Annotated in this window: 22 protein-coding genes; 14 read left to right on the forward strand and 8 right to left on the reverse strand. The window is 74.7% G+C overall.

Going from position 1 to position 23,492, the window contains the following annotated elements:
• Positions 1 to 6 precede the first annotated feature (6 nt).
• The 3 genes from GXP74_RS26865 to GXP74_RS26875 form a co-directional block, all read right to left on the reverse strand.
• Positions 7 to 1,656, reverse strand: a complete 1,650-nt coding sequence (locus GXP74_RS26865; protein WP_225448216.1) for a CoA transferase — start codon at positions 1,654 to 1,656, stop codon at positions 7 to 9.
• A gap of 200 nt (positions 1,657 to 1,856) precedes the next feature.
• Positions 1,857 to 2,987, reverse strand: coding sequence for a DegT/DnrJ/EryC1/StrS aminotransferase family protein (locus GXP74_RS26870; protein ID WP_182453811.1), 1,131 nt, complete (start codon positions 2,985 to 2,987; stop codon positions 1,857 to 1,859).
• Positions 2,984 to 4,183, reverse strand: a complete 1,200-nt coding sequence (locus GXP74_RS26875; RefSeq protein ID WP_182453812.1) for a DegT/DnrJ/EryC1/StrS aminotransferase family protein — start codon at positions 4,181 to 4,183, stop codon at positions 2,984 to 2,986. Before GXP74_RS26875 ends, GXP74_RS26870 begins: the two co-directional genes overlap by 4 nt.
• Before the next feature lie 151 nt (positions 4,184 to 4,334).
• Between GXP74_RS26875 and GXP74_RS26880 the strand changes: the two genes are divergently transcribed.
• From GXP74_RS26880 to GXP74_RS26940, 13 genes are all read left to right on the forward strand, one after another.
• Complete coding sequence (locus GXP74_RS26880) at positions 4,335 to 5,417, forward strand: Gfo/Idh/MocA family oxidoreductase (RefSeq protein WP_225448217.1); 1,083 nt, start codon at positions 4,335 to 4,337, stop codon at positions 5,415 to 5,417.
• Complete coding sequence (locus GXP74_RS26885; RefSeq protein ID WP_182453814.1) at positions 5,407 to 6,321, forward strand: sugar phosphate isomerase/epimerase; 915 nt, start codon at positions 5,407 to 5,409, stop codon at positions 6,319 to 6,321. Before GXP74_RS26880 ends, GXP74_RS26885 begins: the two co-directional genes overlap by 11 nt.
• Positions 6,318 to 7,724, forward strand: coding sequence for a M20/M25/M40 family metallo-hydrolase (locus tag GXP74_RS26890; protein WP_182453815.1), 1,407 nt, complete (start codon positions 6,318 to 6,320; stop codon positions 7,722 to 7,724). Before GXP74_RS26885 ends, GXP74_RS26890 begins: the two co-directional genes overlap by 4 nt.
• Positions 7,654 to 8,808: an Ldh family oxidoreductase gene (locus GXP74_RS26895; protein WP_182453816.1), complete on the forward strand. Its 1,155-nt coding sequence runs from the start codon at positions 7,654 to 7,656 to the stop codon at positions 8,806 to 8,808. Before GXP74_RS26890 ends, GXP74_RS26895 begins: the two co-directional genes overlap by 71 nt.
• The gene (locus GXP74_RS26900; protein WP_182453817.1) at positions 8,808 to 9,731 is read left to right on the forward strand and encodes a Gfo/Idh/MocA family protein; all 924 of its coding nucleotides are present in this window, start codon (positions 8,808 to 8,810) and stop codon (positions 9,729 to 9,731) included. The genes GXP74_RS26895 and GXP74_RS26900 overlap by 1 nt, the downstream gene beginning before the upstream one ends.
• On the forward strand, positions 9,728 to 10,165 hold the full coding sequence (locus GXP74_RS26905; protein WP_225448218.1) for a hypothetical protein: 438 nt from the start codon (positions 9,728 to 9,730) through the stop codon (positions 10,163 to 10,165). Before GXP74_RS26900 ends, GXP74_RS26905 begins: the two co-directional genes overlap by 4 nt.
• A gap of 338 nt (positions 10,166 to 10,503) precedes the next feature.
• Positions 10,504 to 11,004, forward strand: coding sequence for a hypothetical protein (locus GXP74_RS26910; RefSeq protein ID WP_182453818.1), 501 nt, complete (start codon positions 10,504 to 10,506; stop codon positions 11,002 to 11,004).
• Positions 11,005 to 11,102: 98 nt separating this feature from the next.
• Positions 11,103 to 11,930, forward strand: a complete 828-nt coding sequence (locus tag GXP74_RS26915) for a class I SAM-dependent methyltransferase (protein WP_182453819.1) — start codon at positions 11,103 to 11,105, stop codon at positions 11,928 to 11,930.
• Positions 11,931 to 11,984: 54 nt separating this feature from the next.
• A complete protein-coding gene (locus GXP74_RS26920) occupies positions 11,985 to 12,431 on the forward strand; it encodes a carboxymuconolactone decarboxylase family protein (RefSeq protein ID WP_182453820.1) in 447 nt (148 codons plus the stop codon).
• Positions 12,432 to 12,516: 85 nt separating this feature from the next.
• Complete coding sequence (locus tag GXP74_RS26925; protein ID WP_225448219.1) at positions 12,517 to 13,518, forward strand: UbiA family prenyltransferase; 1,002 nt, start codon at positions 12,517 to 12,519, stop codon at positions 13,516 to 13,518.
• Complete coding sequence (locus GXP74_RS26930; RefSeq protein WP_182453821.1) at positions 13,515 to 15,110, forward strand: class I adenylate-forming enzyme family protein; 1,596 nt, start codon at positions 13,515 to 13,517, stop codon at positions 15,108 to 15,110. The genes GXP74_RS26925 and GXP74_RS26930 overlap by 4 nt, the downstream gene beginning before the upstream one ends.
• Positions 15,107 to 16,516: an NAD(P)/FAD-dependent oxidoreductase gene (locus GXP74_RS26935; RefSeq protein WP_182453822.1), complete on the forward strand. Its 1,410-nt coding sequence runs from the start codon at positions 15,107 to 15,109 to the stop codon at positions 16,514 to 16,516. Before GXP74_RS26930 ends, GXP74_RS26935 begins: the two co-directional genes overlap by 4 nt.
• Positions 16,513 to 17,388, forward strand: coding sequence for a cyclopropane-fatty-acyl-phospholipid synthase family protein (locus GXP74_RS26940; RefSeq protein WP_225448220.1), 876 nt, complete (start codon positions 16,513 to 16,515; stop codon positions 17,386 to 17,388). The genes GXP74_RS26935 and GXP74_RS26940 overlap by 4 nt, the downstream gene beginning before the upstream one ends.
• 80 nt (positions 17,389 to 17,468) lie before the next feature.
• On the opposite strand, the gene GXP74_RS26945 is transcribed toward GXP74_RS26940, so the two are convergent.
• Entirely contained in the window at positions 17,469 to 17,774 is a 306-nt protein-coding gene (locus tag GXP74_RS26945) for a hypothetical protein (RefSeq protein ID WP_225448221.1), read from the reverse strand.
• A 248-nt stretch (positions 17,775 to 18,022) separates the two neighbouring features.
• Between GXP74_RS26945 and GXP74_RS26950 the strand changes: the two genes are divergently transcribed.
• Positions 18,023 to 18,949 (forward strand): class I SAM-dependent methyltransferase, encoded by a 927-nt coding sequence (locus GXP74_RS26950; protein ID WP_182453823.1) that lies wholly within the window; start codon positions 18,023 to 18,025, stop codon positions 18,947 to 18,949.
• Here GXP74_RS26950 and GXP74_RS26955 read toward each other — a convergent pair.
• The 4 genes from GXP74_RS26955 to GXP74_RS26970 all read right to left on the reverse strand — a co-directional run bounded on the left by GXP74_RS26955 (position 18,927) and on the right by GXP74_RS26970 (position 23,316).
• Positions 18,927 to 20,033 (reverse strand): NAD(P)-dependent alcohol dehydrogenase, encoded by a 1,107-nt coding sequence (locus tag GXP74_RS26955; protein WP_182453824.1) that lies wholly within the window; start codon positions 20,031 to 20,033, stop codon positions 18,927 to 18,929. The two genes, GXP74_RS26950 and GXP74_RS26955, sit on opposite strands and share 23 nt — an antisense overlap.
• A 2-nt stretch (positions 20,034 to 20,035) precedes the next feature.
• On the reverse strand, positions 20,036 to 21,448 hold the full coding sequence (locus GXP74_RS26960) for an aldehyde dehydrogenase family protein (RefSeq protein ID WP_182453825.1): 1,413 nt from the start codon (positions 21,446 to 21,448) through the stop codon (positions 20,036 to 20,038).
• Positions 21,449 to 21,456: 8 nt separating this feature from the next.
• Positions 21,457 to 22,209: a (5-formylfuran-3-yl)methyl phosphate synthase gene (locus GXP74_RS26965; protein WP_182453826.1), complete on the reverse strand. Its 753-nt coding sequence runs from the start codon at positions 22,207 to 22,209 to the stop codon at positions 21,457 to 21,459.
• 204 nt (positions 22,210 to 22,413) lie between these two features.
• Positions 22,414 to 23,316, reverse strand: coding sequence for a Gfo/Idh/MocA family protein (locus tag GXP74_RS26970; protein ID WP_182453827.1), 903 nt, complete (start codon positions 23,314 to 23,316; stop codon positions 22,414 to 22,416).
• Between the last annotated feature and the right edge of the window lie 176 nt (positions 23,317 to 23,492).

Genomic DNA, 23,492 nt, shown 5'->3' on the forward strand with positions numbered 1-23,492 from the left:
GCCTGTTCATCGGGTGAACTCCCAGGGGCTGCGGACCAGTGCGCACCGGTCGTGGTGGAGGGCGGCGGCGAACCGGGGGTCGGCGGCCAGGTCGGCCAGGTCGGTGCTGATCGGCACGCCCGGGGTCACCGGCCGCGCGCCGGAACGCAGGCCCGGCGCGCAGAGCAGCCGGGCCGCGGAGAGCAGCGACGACTCGACCCGCTGTCCCTGGCCGGAACGCTGCCCCGCCAGCAGCCCGGCGACGGCGCCCTCGGCGCAGACCAGGCCGCCGAGCACGTCGGTCACGGTCAGCAGCGAGGGCGTGGCCGGTAGGCCGGGCGGGGTCAGCAGCGCCGCCAGGCCGGAGTAGGCCTGGACCGGGTAGTCCGTGCCCACCGGTGGGCACGGCCCCCGCTCCGCTCCCCAGCCGGACGCGCTGACGTGGACCAGTCCCGGCCGCAGGGCCGAGAGCCGCTCCGGGTCCAGGCCGTACTCGCGGTCCTTGCCGGGCGCCAGGCTGTGCAGGAACACCTGGGACCGGGCGACCTGCTCGCGCACCACGGCGCGGCCCGCGGTGGAGCGCAGGTCGGCTTCGAGTACCCGCTTGCCCCGGTTGAGGGCGGTGAAGCGGGCGGAGCAGTCACCCGCGACCGGGGGCGCGCCGCGCATCGGGTCGCCGCCCGGGGGTTCGATCCGGACGACCCGGGCGCCGAGCAGCCGGAGCAGGTGACCGGCCAGCGGCCCCTGGACCCGCCGGGTCACCTCGACCACGGTGACCCCCCGCAGCGGGAGTTCGTCCGCGCCGCCGACGGTACCGGTGCCACCGGCGGCCCCGGGGCCGGTCGGGCCGAGCCGCCAGGGCAGGCCGGGGCCGCCCGCTCCGGGACCGTCAGCTTCGGAACGGTCGGCTTCGGGACGGTCAGCTTCGGAACGGTCCGCTTCGGGACGGGCGGCGACCGCGGTGAGCTCGACGCCGCAGTCGCGTGCCAGCGCCCGCAGTTCGGTGTACCCGCGCCGGGCGGCGGCCCGCGGCAGGGCGGGCGGCAGCGGGCAGCTGGCGGTGGCGAAGCGCTGCTGGAACGGCCGCCAGCCGTCGGCGATCTCCCGGCGGCCGACGCGCAGTCCGGCCCAGAACCGCTGCCACGGTTCGGCCTGCAGGGTCTCGATCTCGAAGCGCACGCCGTCGGCCGAGGTGAACGGGGGGCCGCCGGGTACCACCGGCTCCCGCCAGTCGTCGTCGGTGCTGGCGGCGGCCAGGTACTGGCCGACCAGCAGCAGCGCGGCCTGCGCCACCGACGTCCGGACGTGGACGGCGCGGCCGTCGCGCCCGGCGGCCCAGAGCGCGGCCAGCGTCCCCAGCGCGCCGAGCACCCCGGCGGCGGCCCCGGCGCAGTCCACACCGAGGGGTGTCGGCCCGCCGTACCGGCGGCCGTGGACGTGCCAGATCCCGCACGCCGCCTGCACGTCGGCCTCGCTGGCCAGCGGCAGCCGCACCGGGCCGCTCCAGCTGAACGCGCAGCTGGCCCGCCACGGATCGGCGGCGACCAGCAGCCGTCCGTCCTGCTCGGCGACCGGCCAGCCCAGGGCGCGCAGGTGGCCGACGGCGAGGCCGGAGGCGGCGAGCGGGCGGGCGGGGGCCGCGGCGTCGGCGGAGCGGGTGGTGACGTCGATGGACACGGGCCTCCAACGGGCGGGGTGGCGGCGGGAGGCGCGGATCGCCGGAACGGCAGCGCCAGTTGATCACGGACGCTACCCGCCGCCCGGGCGGCCCCGCCACGGCACACCGCCCGGGCGGCGGTGCCGCTCACCCGCCGGAGTGGGATTTTCACCCGGTCGGCGGGACCTCGGCGACCAGCGCGCAGCGGCCCCGCCGGGGCTCACCCGCGGGCGTCGACCAGGGCGAACTCCCGTACCGCGGCCGCGATGTACTCGACGTCGGTGTCCCGCAGATGCGGGTACACCGGGATGGACAGTGCCCGGTCCGCCGCCCGCTCGGCGGCCGGCCAGGCGTCGCCGGGCCGGGCGTAGCAGGCGAAGGCGGGCTGCCGGGGCAGCGGCAGCGGGTAGTAGGCGTGGGAGCCGACGCCGCGCTCCGCCAGGTGCGCCCGCAACGCGTCGCGCCGTTCGGCGAGCAGCGTGTAGACGTAGTAGCAGCGCCCCTCGCGGCCCGGTGGCGGCGCGACCACGCCGTGCGCCGTCAGCTCGGCGAACCGCTCGGTGTAGTGGGCGGCGATCCGGGCGCGGCGCTCCAGCCGGTCCGCGAGGCCGGGTAGCCGGTGCAGCTGGAACGCCGCCTGTAGCTCGTCGAAGCGGCTGTTCCAGCCGATCCGGTGGTGCAGGAAGCGGTTCTTGCCGTCCTGCCCGTGGTTGCGCAGCATCCGTACCAGGCGCCCGAGTTCGGCGTTCCTGGTGACCACCACACCGCCCTCGCCGGCCATCCCGAAGGTCTTCACCTGGACGAAGGAGAACACCCCGGCCTCGCCGGACAGCCCGGCCGGGATCCCGGCCAGCTCGCCGCCCTGGGCCACCGCGGAGTCCTCGACCAGGCGCAGTCCGTGCCGCTCGGCGACGGCGGCGATCCGGGGCATGTCGGCCATCACCGAGAAGATGTGGGCGGGCATCAGCGCCTTGGTGCGCGCGGTGATCCGCCGCTCCATGTCCGCCGGGTCGACCACCATCGTCCGCGGGTCGACGTCGGCGAAGACCGGCACCGCCCCCAGGCTGACGATCGCGCCGGCCAGCGGCGCGCAGCCGAAGGCCGGGACGACCACCTCGTCGCCGGGGCCGATCTCCATCGCGGCGAGCACCAGGGTCAGCGCCGAGGTGCCGCTGCCGCAGGCCACCACGTCGGCGGCGCCCAGCTGTTCGCACAGTGCCTGCTCCAGGCGGGCGGTGTGCTCGCCCAGGATGAACTTCTGGCTCGGCGCCGTGCCGATCTCGTGGACCAGCCGCAGCAGGTGCTCGCGGTCGCCCTCGAAGAGGTCGGGTGGGAAGAACGGCAACCTCATGCGGGGGCTCCGGTGAAGAAGGCGCGGATGTGGTCGCAGACCGTGTCGACCGCGTCGAGGGACAGATCCGGGTAGAGCGGCAGTGCCAGCGTCCGGCGGCAGGCGGCCTCGGCGTTCGGGAAGTCGCCCGGCCGGTGCCCGAGTTCGGCGAAGCAGGGCTGGAGGTGCAGCGGGCGCGGGTAGTACGTCTCGGTCTCCACGCCGTGCCGGGCCAGGTGGTCGACCAGGTCGTCGCGGCGCTCGACCTCGATCAGGTAGACGTAGCAGACCGGGTCCGCGCGCACCCCGCGGTCGACCACCGTGGGCAGCCGCAGCACTCCGGGGACGCCGGTCAGCCGTGCGTCGTAGGCCGCGGCGAGCTCGGCACGGCGGGCGATGTCCGCGTCCAGCCGGGTGAGCTTGGCGAGCAGGACGGCGGCCTGGATGTCGTCCATCTTGCTGTTGACCCCGACGAGCGCGCTGCTGGTGTTGATGCCGGGGAAGTGGTCGATGGTCCGGCCGAACCGGCCGTGGTGGCGCAGCGCGTCGGCCGTGGCGGCGATGGCGTCGTCGTCGGTGAGGACGGCTCCGGCGTCGCCGATCGCGCCCAGGGTCTTGGTCGGGAAGAACGAGAGCACGCCACCGGCGCCGAGCAGCCCGGCGTGCACGCCGTCCTGGCGCATCCCGATGGCCTCGGCGCTGTCCTCCAGCACGGTGAGGCCGTGGTGGGCGGCGAGCCGGGTGAGCGCGGGCATGTCGGCGAGCTGGCAGAAGAGGTGGACCGGCATCAGGAACCGGCTGCGCGGGGTCAGCACCCGCTCCACCGAGGCCGGGGCGATCCCGTAGCCGACCGGGTCGATGTCGGCGAACACCGGTCGGCCCCCGGCGAGGACCACCGAGGAGGCGGAGGCGACGAAGCTGAAGGCCGGGACGACCACCTCGTCCCCCGGGCGCAGCCCGGCCGCCCGCAGCAGCAGGACCAGGGCGTCCGTACCGCTGTTGACGCCGATCACGTGCCGGGCGCCGGTGTACTCGGCGAGCGCCCGCTCGAACTGCTCGACCTTGTGGCCGTGCGAGTACTTGCCGTTGTCCATCACGTCGGTGACGTGTCGGTCGATCAGCGGCCCGAGGGCCGCGAACCCGGCCGCCTGGGTGAAGAAGGGCACTCTCATCGGGGCGTCGAGCACGCCCGGATCGGCAACGTCGGAACCGTTCATCGCTTCCCCTCCGGTCGGCACTCCCGACAACGAATCCAGGGTGTCACGCAGATATGACCGGAAAGTCGATGATCCTGGTTTTTTCACCCCTTTAGGGATGTGTGGCCGGAAAAAAATTGACATTTCATCAGTCGTCCACTCAATCTTGCCGATGCTGAAACTCCCCCACGGAAGGCAGATCCAGACGATGCTCCGTACCCTCGTTGTCGGCCTCGGCCGCGCAGGTGCCGGACTGCACGTCCCCGTACTGCTGCGGGTCCGGCATCGGCACCCGCGCCTGTTCGCGCCCGAGGCGATCCTCGCGGTCGACCCCGCCCGGTCCGCCGGGACCGGCGCCGCCGGGCTGCGGGCGGTCGGCTCGCTGGCGGACGCCCGGCGGCAGTTGCCGCCGGAGCGGACCGTGGTGCATGTCTGCACGCCGCCGATCGGCCGGGTGGAGGTGCTCGGCGAGCTGCTGGAGCTGGGTTTCCGGCGCTTCGTCGTGGAGAAGCCGCTCGCCGGACGCCCCGGCGACCTGGACCCGCTGGTCCAGCTGGTCCGGCGGGGCGGGGCCCAGGTCGCGGTGGTGGCGCCCTGGCTGGCGAGTTCGCTGACCGAGCGGCTGGCCGCGCTGGTGGCCGCCGCGGACCGCGACGGCCTGGGCGCGCTGCGGGAGATCTCGGTGATCCAGCACAAGCCCCGGTTCCGCCGGTCGCTGACCACCCACGGCCACCCGACCGCCTTCGACATCGAGGTCCCGCACGCGCTCGGCGTGGTGCTCGGGCTCGCCGGTGACGCCGAGGTCACCGACGCCGCCTGGACCGACCTGGCGCTCGGCGGCCACCTCCTGCCCGCCCTCGGCAGCGCCCGACTCGGACTGACCCACCTGGGCGGGGTGCGCAGCGACATCTTCTCGGACCTGACCTCCCCGGTCCGCGAGCGCCGGATCACGCTGCACTTCGACCGGGGCACGGCGATCGGCCACTACCCGGGGAACTCCGACGACGAGTACGCCCAGCTGCGGGTCACCGGGGCGATGCCGACCGCCGTCGAGGTCTTCCCGGACGACTCGCTCGGCTCCTTCATGGTCCGGGCGTACACCCGCCTGGTCGCGGGCTCCTCGTTCCAGGAGGACTTCGCCGGTCATGTGCGGGCCGTCGAACTGCTGACCCGCGCCAAACAGCTGGCCGCCGCCGGCCACTGCCCGCCGCCCCTCGGGGCCCGCCCGGACGAGGAGTTGTCCCATGCCCGCTGACACCGCCCTGCGGCTGCCGACGGTCGCCTACTGCGGCATCGGGGACGAGGCCGCGCTCGGGATCACCGGTCAGATCGAGGCGGTCACCGCGCTCGGCTGGCGGAGCCTGGAGCTGCGCACCGTCGACGGCACCGCCCTGGCCGACCTGCCGGAGGCCGACTTCGAGCAGGTGGTCGGCCAACTGGCGGACGCGAAGCTGTCGGTGGCCGCCGTCGACTCCCGGATCGGCGGCTGGAGCCGCCCGGTCACCGGCGACTTCGCCGAGGACCTGCGCGAGTGGGAGGTACTGGCCCGGCGCTGCCAGGTGCTCGGCACCCGCTGGATCCGGGTGATGTCCTACCCCAACGCCGGTCTGGACGAGGAGGCCTGGGGCCGGGAGGCGATCCGGCGGATCAGCGCGCTGGCCGAACGCGCGGCCGACGCCGGGCTGGTGCTGCTGCACGAGAACTGCTCCGGCTGGGCGGGCGACGACGCCTCCCGGGCGCTGCGGCTGCTGGAGGCCGCCGGGGAGGACGGGTTCGGCCTGCTCTTCGACACCGGCAACGGCGCCGCCTACGGCTACTCCGGCTACCGGATGCTGACCGAGCTGCTGCCGCACGTCCGGCACGTGCACCTCAAGGACGCCTCGGGGTCCGGTCCCCGACCGGTCTACCGCCCGCCCGGGGCGGGCGAGTTGGAGCTGGCCCGGTGCCTGCGGCTGCTGCTCGGGCAGGGCTACCAGGGGGTACTGTCGATCGAACCGCACCTGGCCGTCCGCCCGCACGAGGCCTACCGGGCCGAACCCGAGGCCTGCCGGGCCGCCTTCCTGGACTGCGGGGCGGCGCTGCGCTCGCTGCTCGATGACGAGGTGCTGCCCGGGACCGCCGGTTGGCGCTCCACCGCGGCCGGGCTGGAGCGCGCATGAGCAGGCTCACCGAACGCGACCACAGCCTGCTGCTGGAGCTGCTGCGGCTGCCGACCGCCGGTCCGCTGGAGACCGGCCCGGACGGCGAGCCGCCCCAACTCTGGGCGGCGCAGGGCCGCTTCGCCGAGGCCGCGACGGAGCTCGGGTTCCGGGTCGCGCACCACGCCGCCGCGCCGCCGGACCACGTGGACCGGGAGGACACGCCGCTGCCGGTACGCGCCGCGGCCGCCGCCGATCCGGGCTTCCTCGGCTGCCAGCCGAGCCTGGTGCTGGTCCTCGGCGGGGACCGGCCACCGGCGGCGACGGTGATGTTCAACGTCCACCTGGACACGGTGGCGGGCCGGGAGCCGGTCTCGTTCGACGGTTCCCGCTTCCACGGCCGCGGCGCCGTCGACGCCAAGGGCCCGGCCGTGGCGCTGCTGGCGGGCCTGCGGGCGGCCCTGGCCGCCCGCCCGGAACTCCGCGCCGACCTGCGGATCCTGATCCAGGCGGTGTCCGGCGAGGAGGGCGGCGCGCTGGGCAGCATCGGTACCCGGCCGCTGGTCGAGGCCGGGTACTACGGCCGCCTCAACGTCTTCTGCGAGCCCACCGGCAACCGGGCGCTGGACCGCAGCACCGCCGCGACGACCGCGCGGCTGCGGGTCGTCGGCCGGGACGCCGTCGACGACCGGCCACAGGCCGGGCACAACGCCTCGGTGCTGCTGGGCTTCCTGGCGCAGCACCTGGCCGGGGCGCTGGATCCGGCCCCGGACCAGGGCCAGGTCTGCGTCGCCGGGCTGCGCACCGGGCCGCTGCACAACAAGGTCTACGGAACAGGCGAACTGCTGGTCAACCTCTCCTACCCGTCCCGGGCCGCCGGGGCCGAGCTGGAGCGCCGGTTCACCGAGGCCGTGGAGAGCGGGCTGGCGGAGTTCAGCGAGCGGTTCCGGGACAGTCACCGGCTGGCGCTCACCGCCGCCGACGCCCGTGCCGTCACCCGGCTCGACTGGCTCAAGCGCGGCCTGCCCGCGCTGGACGCCGACCCCGCGCCGTGGGGGCGCTCGCTGCTGGCGCAGGCGGGGGTGCCCGCCTGGCCGACCAGCGAACCCGGCTTCACCTGCGACGCCATCTGGCTGGCCGACCTCCCGGGGACCAGCACCTTCGTCCTGGGCCCGGGCACGCTGGACGGCAACCTGGCCCACGCGGCGGGCGAGTTCGTGGATCTGGCCGACCTTGAGGCCTTCGCGACGCTGGTGCCGCGCCTGCTCGCCGCTTTCCACGCCCGCCGTCCGCGCGGCGCCGCGCCCGCGGCGTCCCCCCTGCCCGAACCATCCGCCAGGAGGCGAATCCCCCATGCCGCTGCCCAGCCCGCAGCTGAGAGAACTCCCCCGGCAGGCGTCCTGCGCCGTCCGGATCAGGTATGAGGAGCTGCTGGAGTTCGTCACCGACCTGTTCGCGCTGCGCGGACTGGCGCCGGAACGGGCCGCGACGGCCGCCGAGGCGCTGTGCTACGGCGACCTGACCGGGCTGAGTTCGCACGGGCTGGCCAACCTCACCCGGCTGTACCTGCCGCTGTTCGACGAGGGCCGGGTCGACCCGGCGGCCGAACCGGAGATCCTGGCCGACCGCGGCGCCGCCGTGCTGCTCGACGCCCGGCGCGCGCTCGGCCTGTGGGCGGCCGGTCTGGCCATGGACCTGGCCGTGGAACGGGCCGCGAGGTTCGGCATCGGCCTGGTGTCGGTCCGCGGCGGGACCCATCTGGGCTGCGCCGGGCACCATGCCGCGCGGGCGGTGCGCGGCGGCATGGTCGGCATCGTCGCCTCCAACTGCGGCGGCCAGCGGATCGCCCGGCCGCCGGGCGGTCGGCTGGCGATGCTGGGCACCAACCCGCTGAGCGTCGCCGCACCGGCCGGGGAGCACCACCCGTTCGTGCTGGACATGAGCACCACCGTGGTCCCCACCGGCCGGATCCGCGCGGCGGCGCGGGCCGGGCAGCCGGTACCGGCCGGTTGGCTCGCCGACGACCAGGGGCTCGCGGTCACCGACCCGGCGGCCCTGGACCGGGGCGAGGCGCATCTGCGCTGGCTCGGCGGCGACCCCGCCACCGGCGCGTACAAGGGGTACGGGCTGGGGCTGGTGGTGGAGGTGCTGAGCGCGCTGGTCGGCGGCGCGGCGCTGGGTCCGGCGGCGGCGGCGCTGGACGGCGACGGCGGCCCGTCCGGGCGCGACGACGACATCGGCTACCTGGTGGCCGCGATCGCGCCGGGCACGCTGCGCCCGCAGGCGGAGTTCGCCCGCGACAGCGCGGGGCTGTTCGCCACGCTGCTCGGCTGCCCGCCGGTGAGCCCGGCCGAGCCGGTCCGCTATCCCGGCTGGCTGGAGGGCGAGCGCGCGCGGGCGGCGCTGCGCGACGGCGTGCCGCTGGATCCGGCCAGGTACGCCGAGCTCGCCGAGCTCGCCGCCGGGACCGGCCTGCGGCTGCCCGCCGCCCTGGGCGGGGAGAACTGATGCGTCCGCGCGCGCTCGCGGTGGTCGGGCTCGGGGTGATCTCCCGCTTCTACCTCGCGGCGGTCGAGGAGTCCCCGGCGTTCCGGCTGGCCGCCGTCTGCGATCTGGACCCGCACAGCCTGGACCCGTGGCAGGGCCGGGTGCCGTGCTACCGCGACCACCGCGAGCTGCTGGCCGGGGAGCGGCTGGACGCGGTCGTGGTGACCGTGCCGAACGACGTCCACGCCGCGGTCTGCCGGGACTCGCTGGCGGCCGGGGTGGCGGTGTGCGTGGAGAAGCCGCTGGCGACCACCCTGGCCGACGCGGACGCGCTGGCCGCGCTCGCGGCGTCCGGCGGTGTGCCGCTGCTGACCGCCTTCCACCGCCGGTACAACCAGCGGGTGGCGGAGCTGGCCCGGCGGGTGACCGGCGGCCCGCCGGTGGTCTCGGTGACGGTGCGCTACTTCGAGCGGATCGAGGAGCACGTGGGACGGGACCGCTGGTACCTGGACCCGGCCCGGTGCGGCGGCGGCTGCCTCGCCGACAACGGGCCGAACGCCTTCGACCTGGTGCGGCTGTTCCTCGGCGAGGTCGCGGTGACCGGCGCCCGGATCGAGCGGGACGCCGGCGGACTGGACCGCCGGGCCTCGGTCGCGCTCGCGGGCGGCGGCGGGGCCCGGGCCCGGGTCGAGCTCGACTGGTCCTACGACGGCGAGCTCAAGGACGTCGAGGTGGAGCTGGCCGACGGCACGGTGCACCGGGCGGACATGCTCGACGGGTATCCCGGCTTCAAGCAGTCGCTGTGGCACGAGTACGCGGGAATCCTGGCCGACTTCGCCGGGCTGCTGGAGCGCCCCGAAGGCCGCCGGGACGGCGGCCTGGCCGCGTTGCGGCTGGTCGAGGCCGGTTACCGGGCCGAGGGCGCCGCCCTGGTGACGCCGTGACGGCGGTGCGGGCCGCGCCCGGGTCGGGGGCACTTCGCGAGGACGGCCCGAAGCGGACCGTCAGCGGGCCGCTGGTGAAGGTGCTGATCCACCGCCGCGAGGACCGCGGCATGAGTCTGGAGCCCTTCGCCAGCCGCTGCGTCCGCGCCGGTGAGGTGCACGAGCTGGTGACCACCGATCACACCGACACCCGGGCCGGGGCCCGGATCGACCGGGTCGGCTTCCTGGGCTTCCTGGAGGTGGCCCGGGCCGGGGTGATCGACCGCGGCGACACGGTCCGGATCGGCGACCGCCTGGTGGGCACCGTCCTCGGCTTCGACGGCTGCCACTTCCCCAACCACTACAACATCCTGATCCGCGTCCCCGAACCGGTGACCGGGGCGGACCTGGAGCTCCTCCCCGAGCAGACGGTCAGCTTCGAACAGCTCGGCTGACGCCCCGGCGACGGCCGTTCGTGTACGTATGTCGGAGAATCCTGACGCTTTCACCAGGCGTGGGGATCGCTCGGAAACGTCCGTCCGACCCGCTCCGCCCGGACCTCGGACTGCGCCGTCCGAGTGAAGATCATTCGCCATTCGGGTGACCCGCCAAACCCCCCGGAGGGCCGCTCCGAACCGCCCGCCGGAGCCGGAATCCCTTATCTGCCAAGGGCATTGCCACGATCGGCCGACGGCCGCAGCACCAGCCGGAGTCGAGTGACGCTTCGGGCACTTACTGTGATCAGCTGGCTTCGAATTCGGGCACCGGGCCCGAGGTGTCCTAGGAGGACCCCATGCAACGCACCATCACCGTCAAGCGCTCCGTTGGCTTCGCTGCCGCTGCTCTGATGGTCGGTACCGTCGGCGCATTCAGCATGCCGGCGCTGGCGAGCACTGTGGACGGTCACCGCGCGGCGTCGCTGCCGGCGATCACCCTTGACTTCACCGGCACCAACGACGAGGGCGCGGTCGCCAACGCGGTCGGCGCCGACTTCGGCGGCACCGGGCGGGTCAAGGACACCGACGGCGCCGTCATCGGCACCGTGTACGACCAGTGCGACAAGGACAGCATCAAGCCCACCGCCGTCGAGGCGTTCTGCACCGGCATGGTCAAGCTGGACGACGGCGACCAGCTCGCGTTCACCACGACCCTCCCGATCCCGAACCTGGCGTCCTCCTACCCGCAGTCGTTCGAGGGCGTCATCACCGGCGGCACCCGCCGCTACGAGGGCATCAGCGGTGAGGCGCACTTCGTCGCGCGCTCGGCGGGCGTCTACGACCTCAACTTCAGCTGACCTCATCGGTTCCACCCGGGGAGCCGTCGATCCTCCGACGGCTCCCCGGTCCGTGCCACCGGCACCTCCCCGAAGGCTGTGACCCCCGAAGGATGGCCATGAACCCGGTCCTCGAAGCGGACCCCGCTCCGGCTGACGCCCACGCTGTCGGCTACGTCTTCGACAACGACAGCGACAACTCGATCGCCCAGTTCCGCAACCTGTCCGCCGCCTACGACCCGTTCACCACGGAGCGGCTGGCCGCCACCGGCCTCGGCGACGGCTGGAGCTGCCTGGAGATCGGCGCGGGCAACGGCAGCGTCGCGGCCTGGCTGGCCGACCGGGTGGCGCCGACCGGCCGGGTCCTGGCCACCGACACCGAGCCGCGGCGGGTGGCGGCGCATCCGGGGCTGCGGGTGGAGCGCCACGACATCGTCCACGACCCGCTGGCCGAGGCCGGGTTCGACCTCGCCCACGCCCGGCTGGTGCTCCAGCACCTGCCCGAGCGGCAGGCCGTCCTGCGACGGCTGCGCACCGCGCTGCGCCCCGGCGGCTGGTTGCAGATCGACGAGTTCGACGTCAGCTACGGCCCGGTGCTGACCGCCCCCGACGAGCGCTCGGCCGAGCTGTACCGGACCTTCCTGGCGGCCAAGGGCCGGGTGCTCAGCAACGGCGGCGCCCGGATCGTCTGGGGCCGCGAGTGCGCGGCCGAGATGCGCGCGGCGGGCTTCACCGCGCTGGACCCGCAGCCGCGGGTGGTGCTCTGGCAGGCCGGACACCCCGGCCTGGAGCTGCTGGTGAGCCACACCCACAGCCTGCGCGAGCGGCTGCTCGCCGAGGGCCTGACGGACGACCACCTGCGGCAGGTGCGCGAGGTCATGCGGCACCCCGAGTTCCAGGCGGTCTCCCCGATCCTCTACTCCGTCCAGGGCCGCCGACCGGCCTAGCACCGGCCCGCGACCGGCCCCCGCCCACCGACCAGGCTGAGAGATCCCCCCACCATGCCCACCTCCGCGCCCACCGACCGGATCGACCTGACCAGCGCCGCCCCGGAGGCGTTCCGCGCCCTGATCGCCCTGAGCGCCGTCGACCAGGGCCTCGACCCGGCCCTGGCCGAGCTCGTCAAGGTCCACACCTCCCAGCTGAACGGCTGCGGCTACTGCGTCGGGCTGCACCGGGCCGCCGCCGAGCAGGCGGGCGTGGCCGCGGCGAAGCTGGACGAGCTGCCGGTCCGGCAGCGGTCCGCCCGGTTCACGGCGGCCGAGCGGGCGGCACTCGACCTGGCCGAGCACCTGACCCTCGTCGCTACCCACGGCGTCCCGGACGAGGTCTACCAGGCAGCCGCCCGCCACTTCGACCAGGCCGAACTCGCCTGCCTGGTCTGGACCGTGGCGGCCACCAACACCTGGAACCGGATCGGCGTCGCCGGCCGGGCCGACGCCCACTGACGTACCGGGCCATCCAGCCCGCGCTCAATCAGCCGACCTGAGGCCCAGCCTCGGTCGGACCAAGTCGAGAGGACCACACTCCGCCGTGGAGCCCGCCCCCGCGCTGGACGCCCCCGAGTCGTCCACGCGTACCGTCCGCCCCGAAACCGTCGAGGCTCCCCCGCCGCCGATCGCCTGGCGTGCGTACGCTCGGCTGGCGAAGCTGGACATCTACGACTACTACCTCAGCATTCCGCTGCTCGCCGCCATGCTCGGGCCGGCCGGGTGGGCCGTGCCCGGGCGTACCGCCGGGGTGCTGCTGCTGACCCTGCTCGGCCAGGTCGCCATCGTCGCCGCGCTGGTGACCTTCGACGACGTGACCGGGTACCGCGACGGCAGCGACGCGGCGAACTACGGGCCGGACGCGCCCGCCCGCCGCCTCGCCCGCAAACCGCTGGTGGCCGGGACGCTGACCGAGCCGCAGGCGATCCGCTTCGGCTGGCTGGCCGTCGCCGCCTGCGCGCTGTCCTGGGCGGGCGCGGTCGCGCTGGCCCCGGCCCGCCCGGCGTGGGCGGTGGCCGGGGTCGCCCTGTGGACGGTGCTGGGCTTCCAGTACACGTGGTGGCTGAAGCTCAGCTACCACGGGCTGCAGGAACTGTTCATGGCCGCGCTCGGCTGGTTCTTCGTGCTCCCGTTCTACGGGCTGCTCACCGGCCGGGCGGGGGGCTTCGTCATCGTGCAGACGCTGCTGTTCGGCCTCGGGCCGCTGCTGTTCGGCGTCTACTCCAACATCAACGACATCCCCGGGGACCGGGCGGTCAACCGCCCGACCGTGGCCGTGGTCGCCTCGCCCCGGGTCAACGCGCTGTTCATCGCGGCCGTCTCCGCGCTGGAGGCCGGGCTGATCGTCGGATCCGTGTCGGCGGGCATCGCGCCCTGGTGGTTCCTGCCGGCCATGGCGCCGGTGGTGGTGCTGCGGATCCGCCAGTACGTCCAGGGCATCGGCCGCGGCGAGGTGCTCCGGGCCCGTCGGCTGGGCATCCACGTCTCCCGGCTCACCGCCGCGCTGCTGATCGCCGTCAACCTGGTGCACGGAGTCCTCGCATGAAGCCGCTCGACCTGGGAACGCTGTTCGAGGTCCTCGCCGAGAAGCGCCCACCGACCGCCGTGCGGCTGAGCCGACCGCTCGACATCGCGCCCGCGCTCGGCACCGAGTTCGGCACCGGACAACTCGCCGAGCTGGTCGCGGAGGCCTCCGGCTGGCTGGCGGCGGCCGGGGCCCGGGCGGGCGACCGGATCGCCGTGGTCAAGCGCAACCACTGGGACTACGTGCTGCTGACCTGCGCCGCCGCGCGGATCGGCGCGGTACCGGCGCTCATCTCCGACCGGCTCGGACCGGACAGCCTGCGGCAGCTGCTCGGGCGGCTGGAACCGGCGCTGCTGGTCGCCGACGAGCGGGTGCTCGGCACCGCCCGGGCGGCGGGCGTCGACCTCACCGGAGCGGCCGCCCGCACCCTGTGCCTGGACGGCGCCAACCCCGTCGGCCCGACCCTGGACGACGTGCGCGGACACCGCGTCCCGCCGGTCCGGCCGCGCCACGACGACGAACCGCTGCTGGTGATCCACACCTCGGGCACCACCGGGGTGCCCAAGCTGGTGGTCCACTCGACCACCACCCTGATCCGGCGGCTCGCGGGCTTCGAGGCGCACCGCTGGCCGGTGCTGGCCGGCCGCCGCCGGGACACCGTCGGCAGCGCCATCGCCTTCTCCCACGGCCGCGCGGTGGCCTGGACCGCGAGCGCGTTCTGGCTCGCCCCGCGGAAGGTGGTCATCGTCGCCGACGCCGCCCCCGAGGCCGCCGCGCCGGTGCTGCGCGCCCATCCGCCGACGATGCTGGAGGCGCTGCCGTCCACCTACGCGCGCTGGCACCCGCTCTGCGCCGGCGCCGACAACCCGTTCCGCGACGTGCGGCTCTTCATCAGCACCTTCGACGCGGTGCACCCGCCGACCATCCGCACCTTCCTCGGGGCGACCCGGCGCCGGACGCCGATCTGGATGCAGGGCTGGGGCCAGACCGAGACCGGTCCGCTCACCTTCCGCTTCCTCACCCGCAGGGCCGTGGCCGGACCGGCCGACCGGCACCCGACCACCCGCGACCTCGGCCGCCCGCTACCGGGCTGGGTCGGGCTGCGGGTGGTCCACCCGGAGACCATGCGGCCGCTGCCGCGCGGACAGAGCGGCCTGGTGCTGGCCCGGACCAAGGCCCGGTGCCTCGGCTACGTCGGCGAGCAGGACCGCTGGCACGCCAAGGTGCAGGACGGCTGGTTCAACACCGGCGACATCGGCGTCCGCTCCCGGGGCGGCAGCCTGCTGCTGCTGGACCGCGAGGTGGACATGATCCCCGGGATCAGCTGCGTCGAGCTGGAGGACCTGCTGCACGACCGGCTGCCGGAGGTGGAGGAGGCCGTGGTGCTGGCGACCGCCGACGGCCACCCGCTGCCGGTGCTGGTCACCCGGACCGGCGGCCTCGACCCGCAGCGCTGGCGGCACGCGGTGCACGACCTGCCGCCGCTGGCCGAACCGGTGACCGTCGCCTGGGACGCGCTGCCCCGCACCGGCACCGGCAAGGTCCGCCGGCACGAACTGCGCGAACGCTTCCTCCAGGGCGCGGCTGCCTTCGGTACCGGGCAGTGGACATGAGCGGCGCCGACCTCGACGTCGCCGTGGTCGGCGCCGGGATCTCCGGGCTGGCCGCCGCCTACCGACTGCGGGAGGCCGGGCGGAGCGTACGGGTCTTCGAGGCCCAGCACCGCGTCGGCGGGCGGATGGCCAGCACCCGGCACCAGGGCTACCTGCTCGACGAGGGCGCCGAGACCATCGCCGCCCGGGGCTACGACGCCACCTGGGAGCTGATCCGGGCCATGGGCATCGCCCCGTCCGAGGTGGCGACCATCGACGGCGGGTTCGCGCTGTGGCGCGACGGGCGGGCCCATGCCCACCTCGGCCACCCCAAGGGGCTGCTGACCGGCGCCGGGATGTCCTGGCGCGGGCGGCTCGCCTGGCTCCGCCTCGCGCTGCAACTCGGCTCCTACCAGCGCTCGTTCGACCCGGACCACCCGGAGCGCACCGCCCTCCGGGACATGACGATCAGTCAGTTCGCGTCCGGGCGCCACCGCGACCTCTACGACTACCTGCTGCAACCGCTGTCCGGCCACTGCTTCGGCTGGAGTCCGGACCGCTCGACCATCGCGCCGATGCTGACCAACCTGCTCGCGGTCGGCGGGGTCGGCGCCCAGTGGATGACCTACCGCGCCGGGATGGACACCCTGGCCAGGGCGCTGGCCGAGCGGGTGGACGTGAGCGTGGGCTCGGCGGTCGGCGCGGTCGAGCCGGAACCGGACGGCGCCCGGCTGCACTTCGCCGACGGCGGCAGCCTGACCGCGCGACAGGTGCTGCTCGCGGTGCCCGCCCCGATCGCGCTGGCGCTGCACACCGCCCCGCCCGAGGACGAGCGCCCCTACCTGACCGCCAGCGGCTACACTCCGATGCTCAAGGTCGCCTGCCTGCTCGACCGCCCGCTGCCGAGCCCCACCCGCAGCCCCAGCTACACGCTGTCCATCCCCGGGGCGGAGAACCGGGTGTTCGCGGGCGCCATCCTGGACCACGTCAAGGAGCCCGGACGCGTGCCCCCGGGCCGGGGACTGACCAGCCTGTTCGTGGCGCCGTCGGCCTGCCCCGAGCTGCTCGACGCACCTGACGAGCAGGTCGTCGCGGTGGCCTGCGCCGAGGCCGAGCGCTACCTGCCGGGGCTGCGCGCGGCCACCACCGGGACCTTCGTCCACCGCTTCCGGTACGGCCTGCCGGAGGCGACCCCGGAGGCGGTCCGGCAGCGCTCCGCCTTCCTGGACCGGCCGGTACGCCGGATCGAGTACGCGGGCGACTGGGTGATGCTCCGCCCCAGCAGCGAGGGCGCCGTCCGCTCCGCGCGGCTGGCCGTCCAGCGGATCCTCAGCCACCGGGACGCCCCCGCCCGGCTCCCCCGCGGCGTCGCCGCCGCCGCAACGACCGCCCACGGTAACGGATACAGAGAAAGAGATGAGCTGTGACCACACAAGACATCGTCGACAGCCCCAGTCGGACCGTGATTCGCGATGCCTACGAGGAGCAACTCGCGGCCTACTGGAACACCAAGCAGAACGACCCGGTGAACCTGCTGCTCGGCGAGATCGACGGCCTGTACCACCACCACTACGGCATCGGTGACTACGACCCGGCGATCCTCGGGCTGGCGCCCGAGCAGCGGGAGGAGGCGATCATCCGGGAGATGCACCGGCTGGAGAACGCCCAGGCCGAGGTGATCGTGCAGAGCCTGGCCGGGCTCGGCCCGCAGGACCGGGTGCTGGACGCGGGGTCGGGCCGCGGCGGCACCTCCTTCCAGCTGCACGACCGGTTCGGCTGCTACGTGGACGGCGCCAACATCTCGCAGTACCACCTGGAGTTCAGCCGCCGCGCCGCGCGCGAGCGGGGCTACCAGGACAAGGTCAGGTTCCACTTCCGGAACATGGTGGACACCGGCTTCACCGCGGGCTCGTTCCAGGGCGTGATCACCAACGAGACCACGATGTACGTCGAACTCCCGGAGCTGTTCGGTGAGTTCGCCCGGATCCTGGAGCCCGGCGGCCGCTACGTGTGCATCACCTGGTGCCGCAACGACCTGGTCGCGGACACCTGCCCGCAGAGCGAGGAGATCGACCGCCACTACATCTCCCGCATGCACCGCCGCAGTTCCTACTTCACCGCGATGGCCGGGACCGGCCTGGTGCCGATCAGCGTGGTCGACCTCACCAGCGAGGCGATCCCGTACTGGGAGCTGCGGACGCACAGTCGGCACCGCACCGGGATCGAGGACGCCTTCATCGACGCCTACCGGCGCAGGCAGATGAACTTCCTGCTGATCGTCGCCGAGAAGAAGGGCTGACGGCGGCCGGGCCGACCTCGGCCCGGCGGGCGCGGTGCCCGGTCGCTCCGGCGGACCGGGCACCGCGTCGGCCGTCGCGCTCAGGCGCTGAAGCTCCCGGCGCCCGGCGGCACGTGCGAGCCGTAGCCGGGCTGGACGACCAGGCCCGGCGTCAGGCAGAACGGGTCGCCGTAGAAGGTGATCGGGCCGCTGCTCTGGTTGGTCAGGACGTGTGCGGCGACCGGGAGCCGGTTGCAGCCGCTCGGGCTCTGGTAGACGGTGAGCGGCGTGAGCTCGGTCGAGAAGACCGTCACCGGTCCGGACACGGCCCGGGTCTGTGCCGAAGCGGGCCCGGCCAGGGAGCACACGGCGGCGAGGGTGACCGCGCCGATGAGGAAGCGTCGCACAGTAGACCTTCTTGCTGGGGAACGGGGCCCGCAATTCGGGCTCATACGTGTACGTATCGTAGGTCGGCACCGACCCCCTCCCTTCGAGGGCCCGCTCGAACATCCGGCCCTTCTCACCCGTTCGGGTGAGGTTCCTGGAATTCCCCTTCGGCAGCCGAGCGCCGGTTGGAGAGTGGAGCCGCTGGTCCCAGCTCGTGGCTCCAACTCGTGGTTCCAGCTCGTGGTTCCGACTCGCCCAGGGAGGACACATGGTCGGCGCAGCACGACCCGACACCGATGCGGACGGCGTGGACGGGGGCGTCGGCAAGACCGCGCTCATGGTCGCCGCCGCCCGGGCGATCGAGACCCACCGGCCGGACCCCCTCGCGCAGGACGCCTACGCGGAGCACTTCGTGCGCGCCGCAGCGGCCTCGGCGGGCTGGCCGGTCCGCCCGCACCAGGTTCCGGACGGCGAGGCGAACCCGCTGTGGGGCCGGTTCGGCCGCTACTTCGGGCTGCGGACCAGGGTGCTGGACGACTACCTGCTCCGGTCGGTGCGCGCGGGCGCCCGCCAAGTGGTGCTGCTCGGGGCGGGGTTGGACTCGCGGGCGTTCCGGCTCGACTGGCCGCCCGGCTGCGTGGTCTTCGAGGTGGACCGGGCGGGCGTGCTGGCGTTCAAGCACGACGTGCTGGACGGTCTGTCGGCCGAGCCGAGGACGACCCGGATACCGGTCCCGATGGATCTGCGCGACGACTGGGTCGGCGCGCTGACCGACGCCGGGTTCGACTCGGCGGCGCCGAGCGTCTGGCTGGTCGAGGGGCTGCTCTTCTACCTGCCCGAAGCCGCCGAGACGTACCTGATCGACACGGTGGACCGGTTGAGCACGGAGGGGAGCGCCCTGGCGTACGAGGTCAAGATCGACATGCAGGTGCGGGCCTACCGCAGCAACCCGCTCTACGCCTCGACCAAGCAGCAGATCGGCGTCGACCTGCCGGGCCTGTTCGACGAGGGGCCCCGGCCCGACTCCGTGGGCGCGTTGGCGGGCCGGGGCTGGTCCACCGTCGTGCACACCCCGTTCGACTTCAGCCGCCAACACGGCCGTGGCCCGGTGCCCGAGGAGAACGACGCGTTGGCGGGCAACCGCTGGGTGTTCGCCACCCGGACCGGGTCGTCTACGGGAGCAGCACCGGCTTGACCACGCGGCCCGCCTCGCAGTCGCGTTCGGCCTGGTTGACGTCGGCCAGCGGATAGGTGCGGATCAGCTGGTCGAAGGGGAACCGCCCGGCCTGCCACAGCGCGGTCAGCCGCGGGATCAGCAGCCCCGGCACGGCGTCCCCCTCGCAGATGTGGGTGATGGAGCGGCCCCGGTCCAGGGCTCCGGGTTCCAGCGGCAGGGTGCTGTGCAGCCGGGCCACCAGCCCGAGGCGGCCGGTCGGGCGCAGCGACCGGAGCGCGTCGTTGATCAGCTGGGCGGAGGCCGTGGTGTCCAGCGCGTACTGCGCGCCGCCGTCGGTCAGCCGCTGGATGCGGTCGGCCAGGTCGGGCCTGGTCGCCGACTCGGGTGGGAGGGCGCGCAGCGGGATCGCGCCGAACCGCTCGGCGAGCGCGAGCCGTTCCGGGTACCGGTCGACGGCCACCGTCACCGCCCCGGCGGCGGTGGCCGCCATCACCGCGGCCAGGCCGACCGCCCCGGCGCCGAAGACGGCGAGGGTGTCGCCCGGGCCGAGGCCGAAGGAGTTCAGGACCGCCCCGGCGCCGGTGAGGAAGCCGCAGCCGAGCGGCCCGAGCAGTTCGACCGGTAGTGAGGGATCGACCCGGACCGCGTTGCGGGCCGGGACCAGCGCGTACTCGGCGAACGAGGACTGGCCGAACCAGCGGGGGGCCAGTTCGCCCCCGGCCGCGTCGGTGAGCCGTCCCGCGTCCTGCTTCCGTCCGCCGAAGAGGTTGAGCGCGGCGAAGGAGTCGCAGTAGGCGGGGGCCGCGCCGAGGCAGTTCCGGCAGTGCCCGCAGGAGTCGAAGCTCAGCACGACGTGGTCGCCGACGCCGAGGCCGGTGTCCGGGCCGCCGGTCGCGGCCACCACCCCGGCGCCCTCGTGGCCGAGCACCGCCGGGAGCGGGGAGCGGCCCGCCGACCGCCGGACCGCGAGGTCGGTCCGGCACATCCCGCAGCCCGCGATCCGTACCAGGACCTCGCCGTCGGCCGGTCCCGCGTCCAGGATCACCTCCTCCAGCGCGAAGGGGCTGTCGTACGAACGCAGCACCGCGGCGTCGAACCGCATCGTCATGCCTCCTCCGGACGGTGCACCACGAAGGGGCTGAGGTTGCCGTAGAGCCCCCAGGGGCCGCCCGCGACGCCGACGCCGCTCTCCTTGACGCCCGCGAAGGGCTGGGCGAGGGAGAGTTCGGCGTGGTGGTTGATCCAGGCCGTTCCGCATTCCAGCCGGTGGGCCACCGCCTCCGCCCGGTCGAGGTCGGTCCCCCAGACCGAGCCGCCGAGCCCGAAGCCGGTGGCGTTGGCCGCCGCGACGGCCTGGTCGAGGCTGCGGTACGGCAGTACCGGCAGTACCGGTCCGAACTGCTCCTCGGTCACCACCGGGCTGTCCGGCGGGACGTCGGCCAGGATGGTCGGCGCGAAGAAGTAGCCCGGGCCGTCCAGTCGGTGGCCCCCGGCCGCGGCCCGGGCGCCGTCGGCCAGGGCCCGGGCGGTGTACCGCTCGACCCGGGCCAGTTGCGGGGCGTTGTTGACCGGCCCCAGTTGGGTGTCCGGGTCGCTCCCGGGGCCGACCACGACGCTCTTCGCGCGCCGCGCGAGGGCCTCGACCACCTCGGCGTAGCGGTGGGCCGGGGCGTAGACCCGCTTGACCGCCATGCAGACCTGTCCGCAGTTGCGGAACGCCGCCCAGAACAGCCGGTCCGCGATCCGCTCCGGATCGACGTCCTCCAGCAGGATGGCGGCGTCGTTGCCGCCCAGTTCCAGGGTGACCCGGGCGAGTGAGGCCGCCGTGCCCGCGGCGACCGCGCGTCCGGTCGGGATGGAACCGGTGAAGGTCACCTGGCGGATCCCGGGGTGGGCCACCAGCCGGGCGCCGAGCGGCTCGCGGCCGGTGACGATCGTCAGCACGCCCTCGGGCAGCGCGCCGGTCAGCACCTCGCCCAGCAGCCGGGTGGCCAGCGGGGTGTACGGGGAGGGTTTGAGGAGCATGGTGTTGCCCGCGGCGAGCGCGGGCGCGAGCTTCGCCGACGCCAGTTGCAGCGGGAAGTTCCACGGGACGATCGCGGCGACCGGCCCGAGTGGTCGCCAGCGCAGCTCGGTGCGGACCGGTCGGCCGTCGGTGATCGGCTGCGGCCCGAGGGCCTGTTCGGCCAGTCCGGCGAAGTAGCGCAACCGGGCCGCGGTGCGGGCGATCTCCGCGGCCGACTCGGCCAGTGGTTTCCCCTGCTCCCGGGTGAGCAGCGGAGCGAGGTCGCCCGCGGCGGCGTCCACCGCGTCGGCGGCGGCGAGCAGTGCGGCGCGGCGGGCGGCCGGGTCCGCCCGCCAGCCGCGCCAGGCCGCGTGGGCCCGGCTGACCAGGGCGTCGAGTTGCTCCGGCCGCTGGTCGGGGGCGTGGTCGAAGGCCAGTCCGGTGGCCGGGTCGACGACGGCGAGGCGCCCGTCGCGGGCCACCGGCGCGGGGCCGGGCTGAGTGGTCGTCATCCCGGGGGTCAGTTCGCGGCGACGGCGGCGGCGTGGTCCCGGGCCTGCCGGTCCAGTTCGGCCCGGAAGGCGGCCACCAGCTCCGGCTGGATCCGTCCGGCGTCGCGGTCGCCGCCCTCGCAGACGGCCCCGCGCACCCCGACGATGTCGGTGCCGATCCGGGTCAGCGTGGACAGGTCGACGGCCTTGACGCTGCCGGCGAGCGCGGCGAGCAGTCCGGCCTCGTGGGCCAGCCGGACGAACTCGGCGCAGGCGTCGGGCGGGACATGGTCGAACAGTCGACTCCCGTCCTTGATCGCGGTGTCGAGCATGGCCGCGTCGGAGCCGGAGCGGCGGGCGATGTCGGGCAGGGCGAGCGGGTTGACGCAGCCGATCCGGTGCGCGTCGGCGTAGCCGGAGGCGACCACGAACGCGTCCGGCCGGTAGTCCTTGACCGCCCGGACGACCCCGCGCATGACCTCGACGGCCTGGTCGGGCGTGGTGCAGCCGTACAGGCCGACCTTGATGTAGGTGGCTCCGGAGACGGCCGCGCCGAGCGCCGCCTGGGCCACCGTGCCGGGTTTGTAGGGGACGTCGCCGACGGTGGCGGAGATGGGCTTCTCCGCCGGGACGGCGGCGCGGATCTCCCGGATGACCCAGGGGTAGTTGGCGCCGAGCGAGCCCTCGTCGGGCTTCTTCACGTCGACGATGTCCAGGTGTTCCGCCGCCTTGGCGCAGTCGAGGGCTTCCTCGACACTGTCCGGGGAGATGAGAAGCAACAACGTGGGCTCCTTCCACCGCAGGTGCCTGCCGGGGGCAGGCGTGCGGGATCGCCTGGGGGTTGCGCGGTCTGCTCATCATTACGGCGGCGGACGGCCCCCCGGTAGGGCGTGCGGAGTCCGCGAGGGTCGCGCCCCGGCAGCGCCCGCCCCCGTGGACGCCGCGCACGCCGGGCCGCCCCGGTGGCCGCGCCCCGGCCGGGCGCCTCAGACGGCGACCCGCACCGTCCGGCCTTCGGTGCGGGCGGTGGCGACGGCTTCGAGTACGGCGGTGACGTCCCGGGCGAACCGCGCGTCGCAGCCGCCGCCCCGGCTCCCGGTCTCCACCTCGTGGTGCAGTTGGTCGAGGGCGAGGCCGAGCGCGGTCACCGCGTCGCCGTCGCGCGACGGCAGCCGCGCCAGTCCGCTCTCGCCGTGGAAGGCCAGTTCGAACGCGGTCGCCGCCGGTGGCGCGTCCAGCGTCAACGCCATGGTGGCGGCGGCCCCGTCCGCGTGCTTGAGCAGGACCTGGACGATTCCGCGCGGCCCGTCCATCGCGGCCACCTCGACCACCGGCCCCAGGACCGGGAGCAGGACCGACAGCAGGTGCGGGCCGATATCCCAGAGCGCGCCCTGCTCGCGGCGCCACTGGGAGCTGTCGTAGGGACTGTCCGGGCCGTAGATCGAGGCGAAGAAGGTGGCCCGGGCCCCGTGCCAGCCGCCGGTGGTGGTCGCCGAGGCCAGGAACGCCTCGACCTCGGGCGAGAAGCGGAAGGTGAAGAAGACGACCGAGGCGACCCCGGTCGCCTCGGTCGCGGCCACCACCCGGTCCGCCTCGGCGAGGGTGAGCGCCAGCGGCTTGTCGAGCAGCAGGTGCCGCCCGGCGGCCGCGGCGCGGGCCGCGATGTCGGCCTGGACGTCCGGCGGCAGCGCCACCGCCACCGCGTCGACCGCCTCGATCAGCGCGTCGGCGTCGCGGAAGGCGGGCACGCCGTAGCGCCGGGCCAGGGCCTCGGCCTTCTCCGGGTCCCGGCCCCAGACCCCGGCCAGCGTCGAGCGCGGGTGCGCGTCGATCGCCGCCGCGTGCGTGTGCGAGGCCCAGTGGCCGGTGCCGAACAGTCCGAACCGCATGTGTGCACTCCTCTGTCTGCTGGTCCTGCTGGTGGTCCGCCGCTGAGCTGCCCATTCTCCCCGGGCGCGGTCGGCGCGGAGCACCGGGTCCCGGATACCGCCGTCGCCGGAACGCGCCGTGCCCGCGGGGCGCAGCGGACTGCGCACCGCGGGCACGGCCGGGGGTGTTGCCCAGG

It is taken from the genome of Streptacidiphilus sp. P02-A3a (assembly GCF_014084105.1).
Lineage (GTDB): Bacteria > Actinomycetota > Actinomycetes > Streptomycetales > Streptomycetaceae > Streptacidiphilus.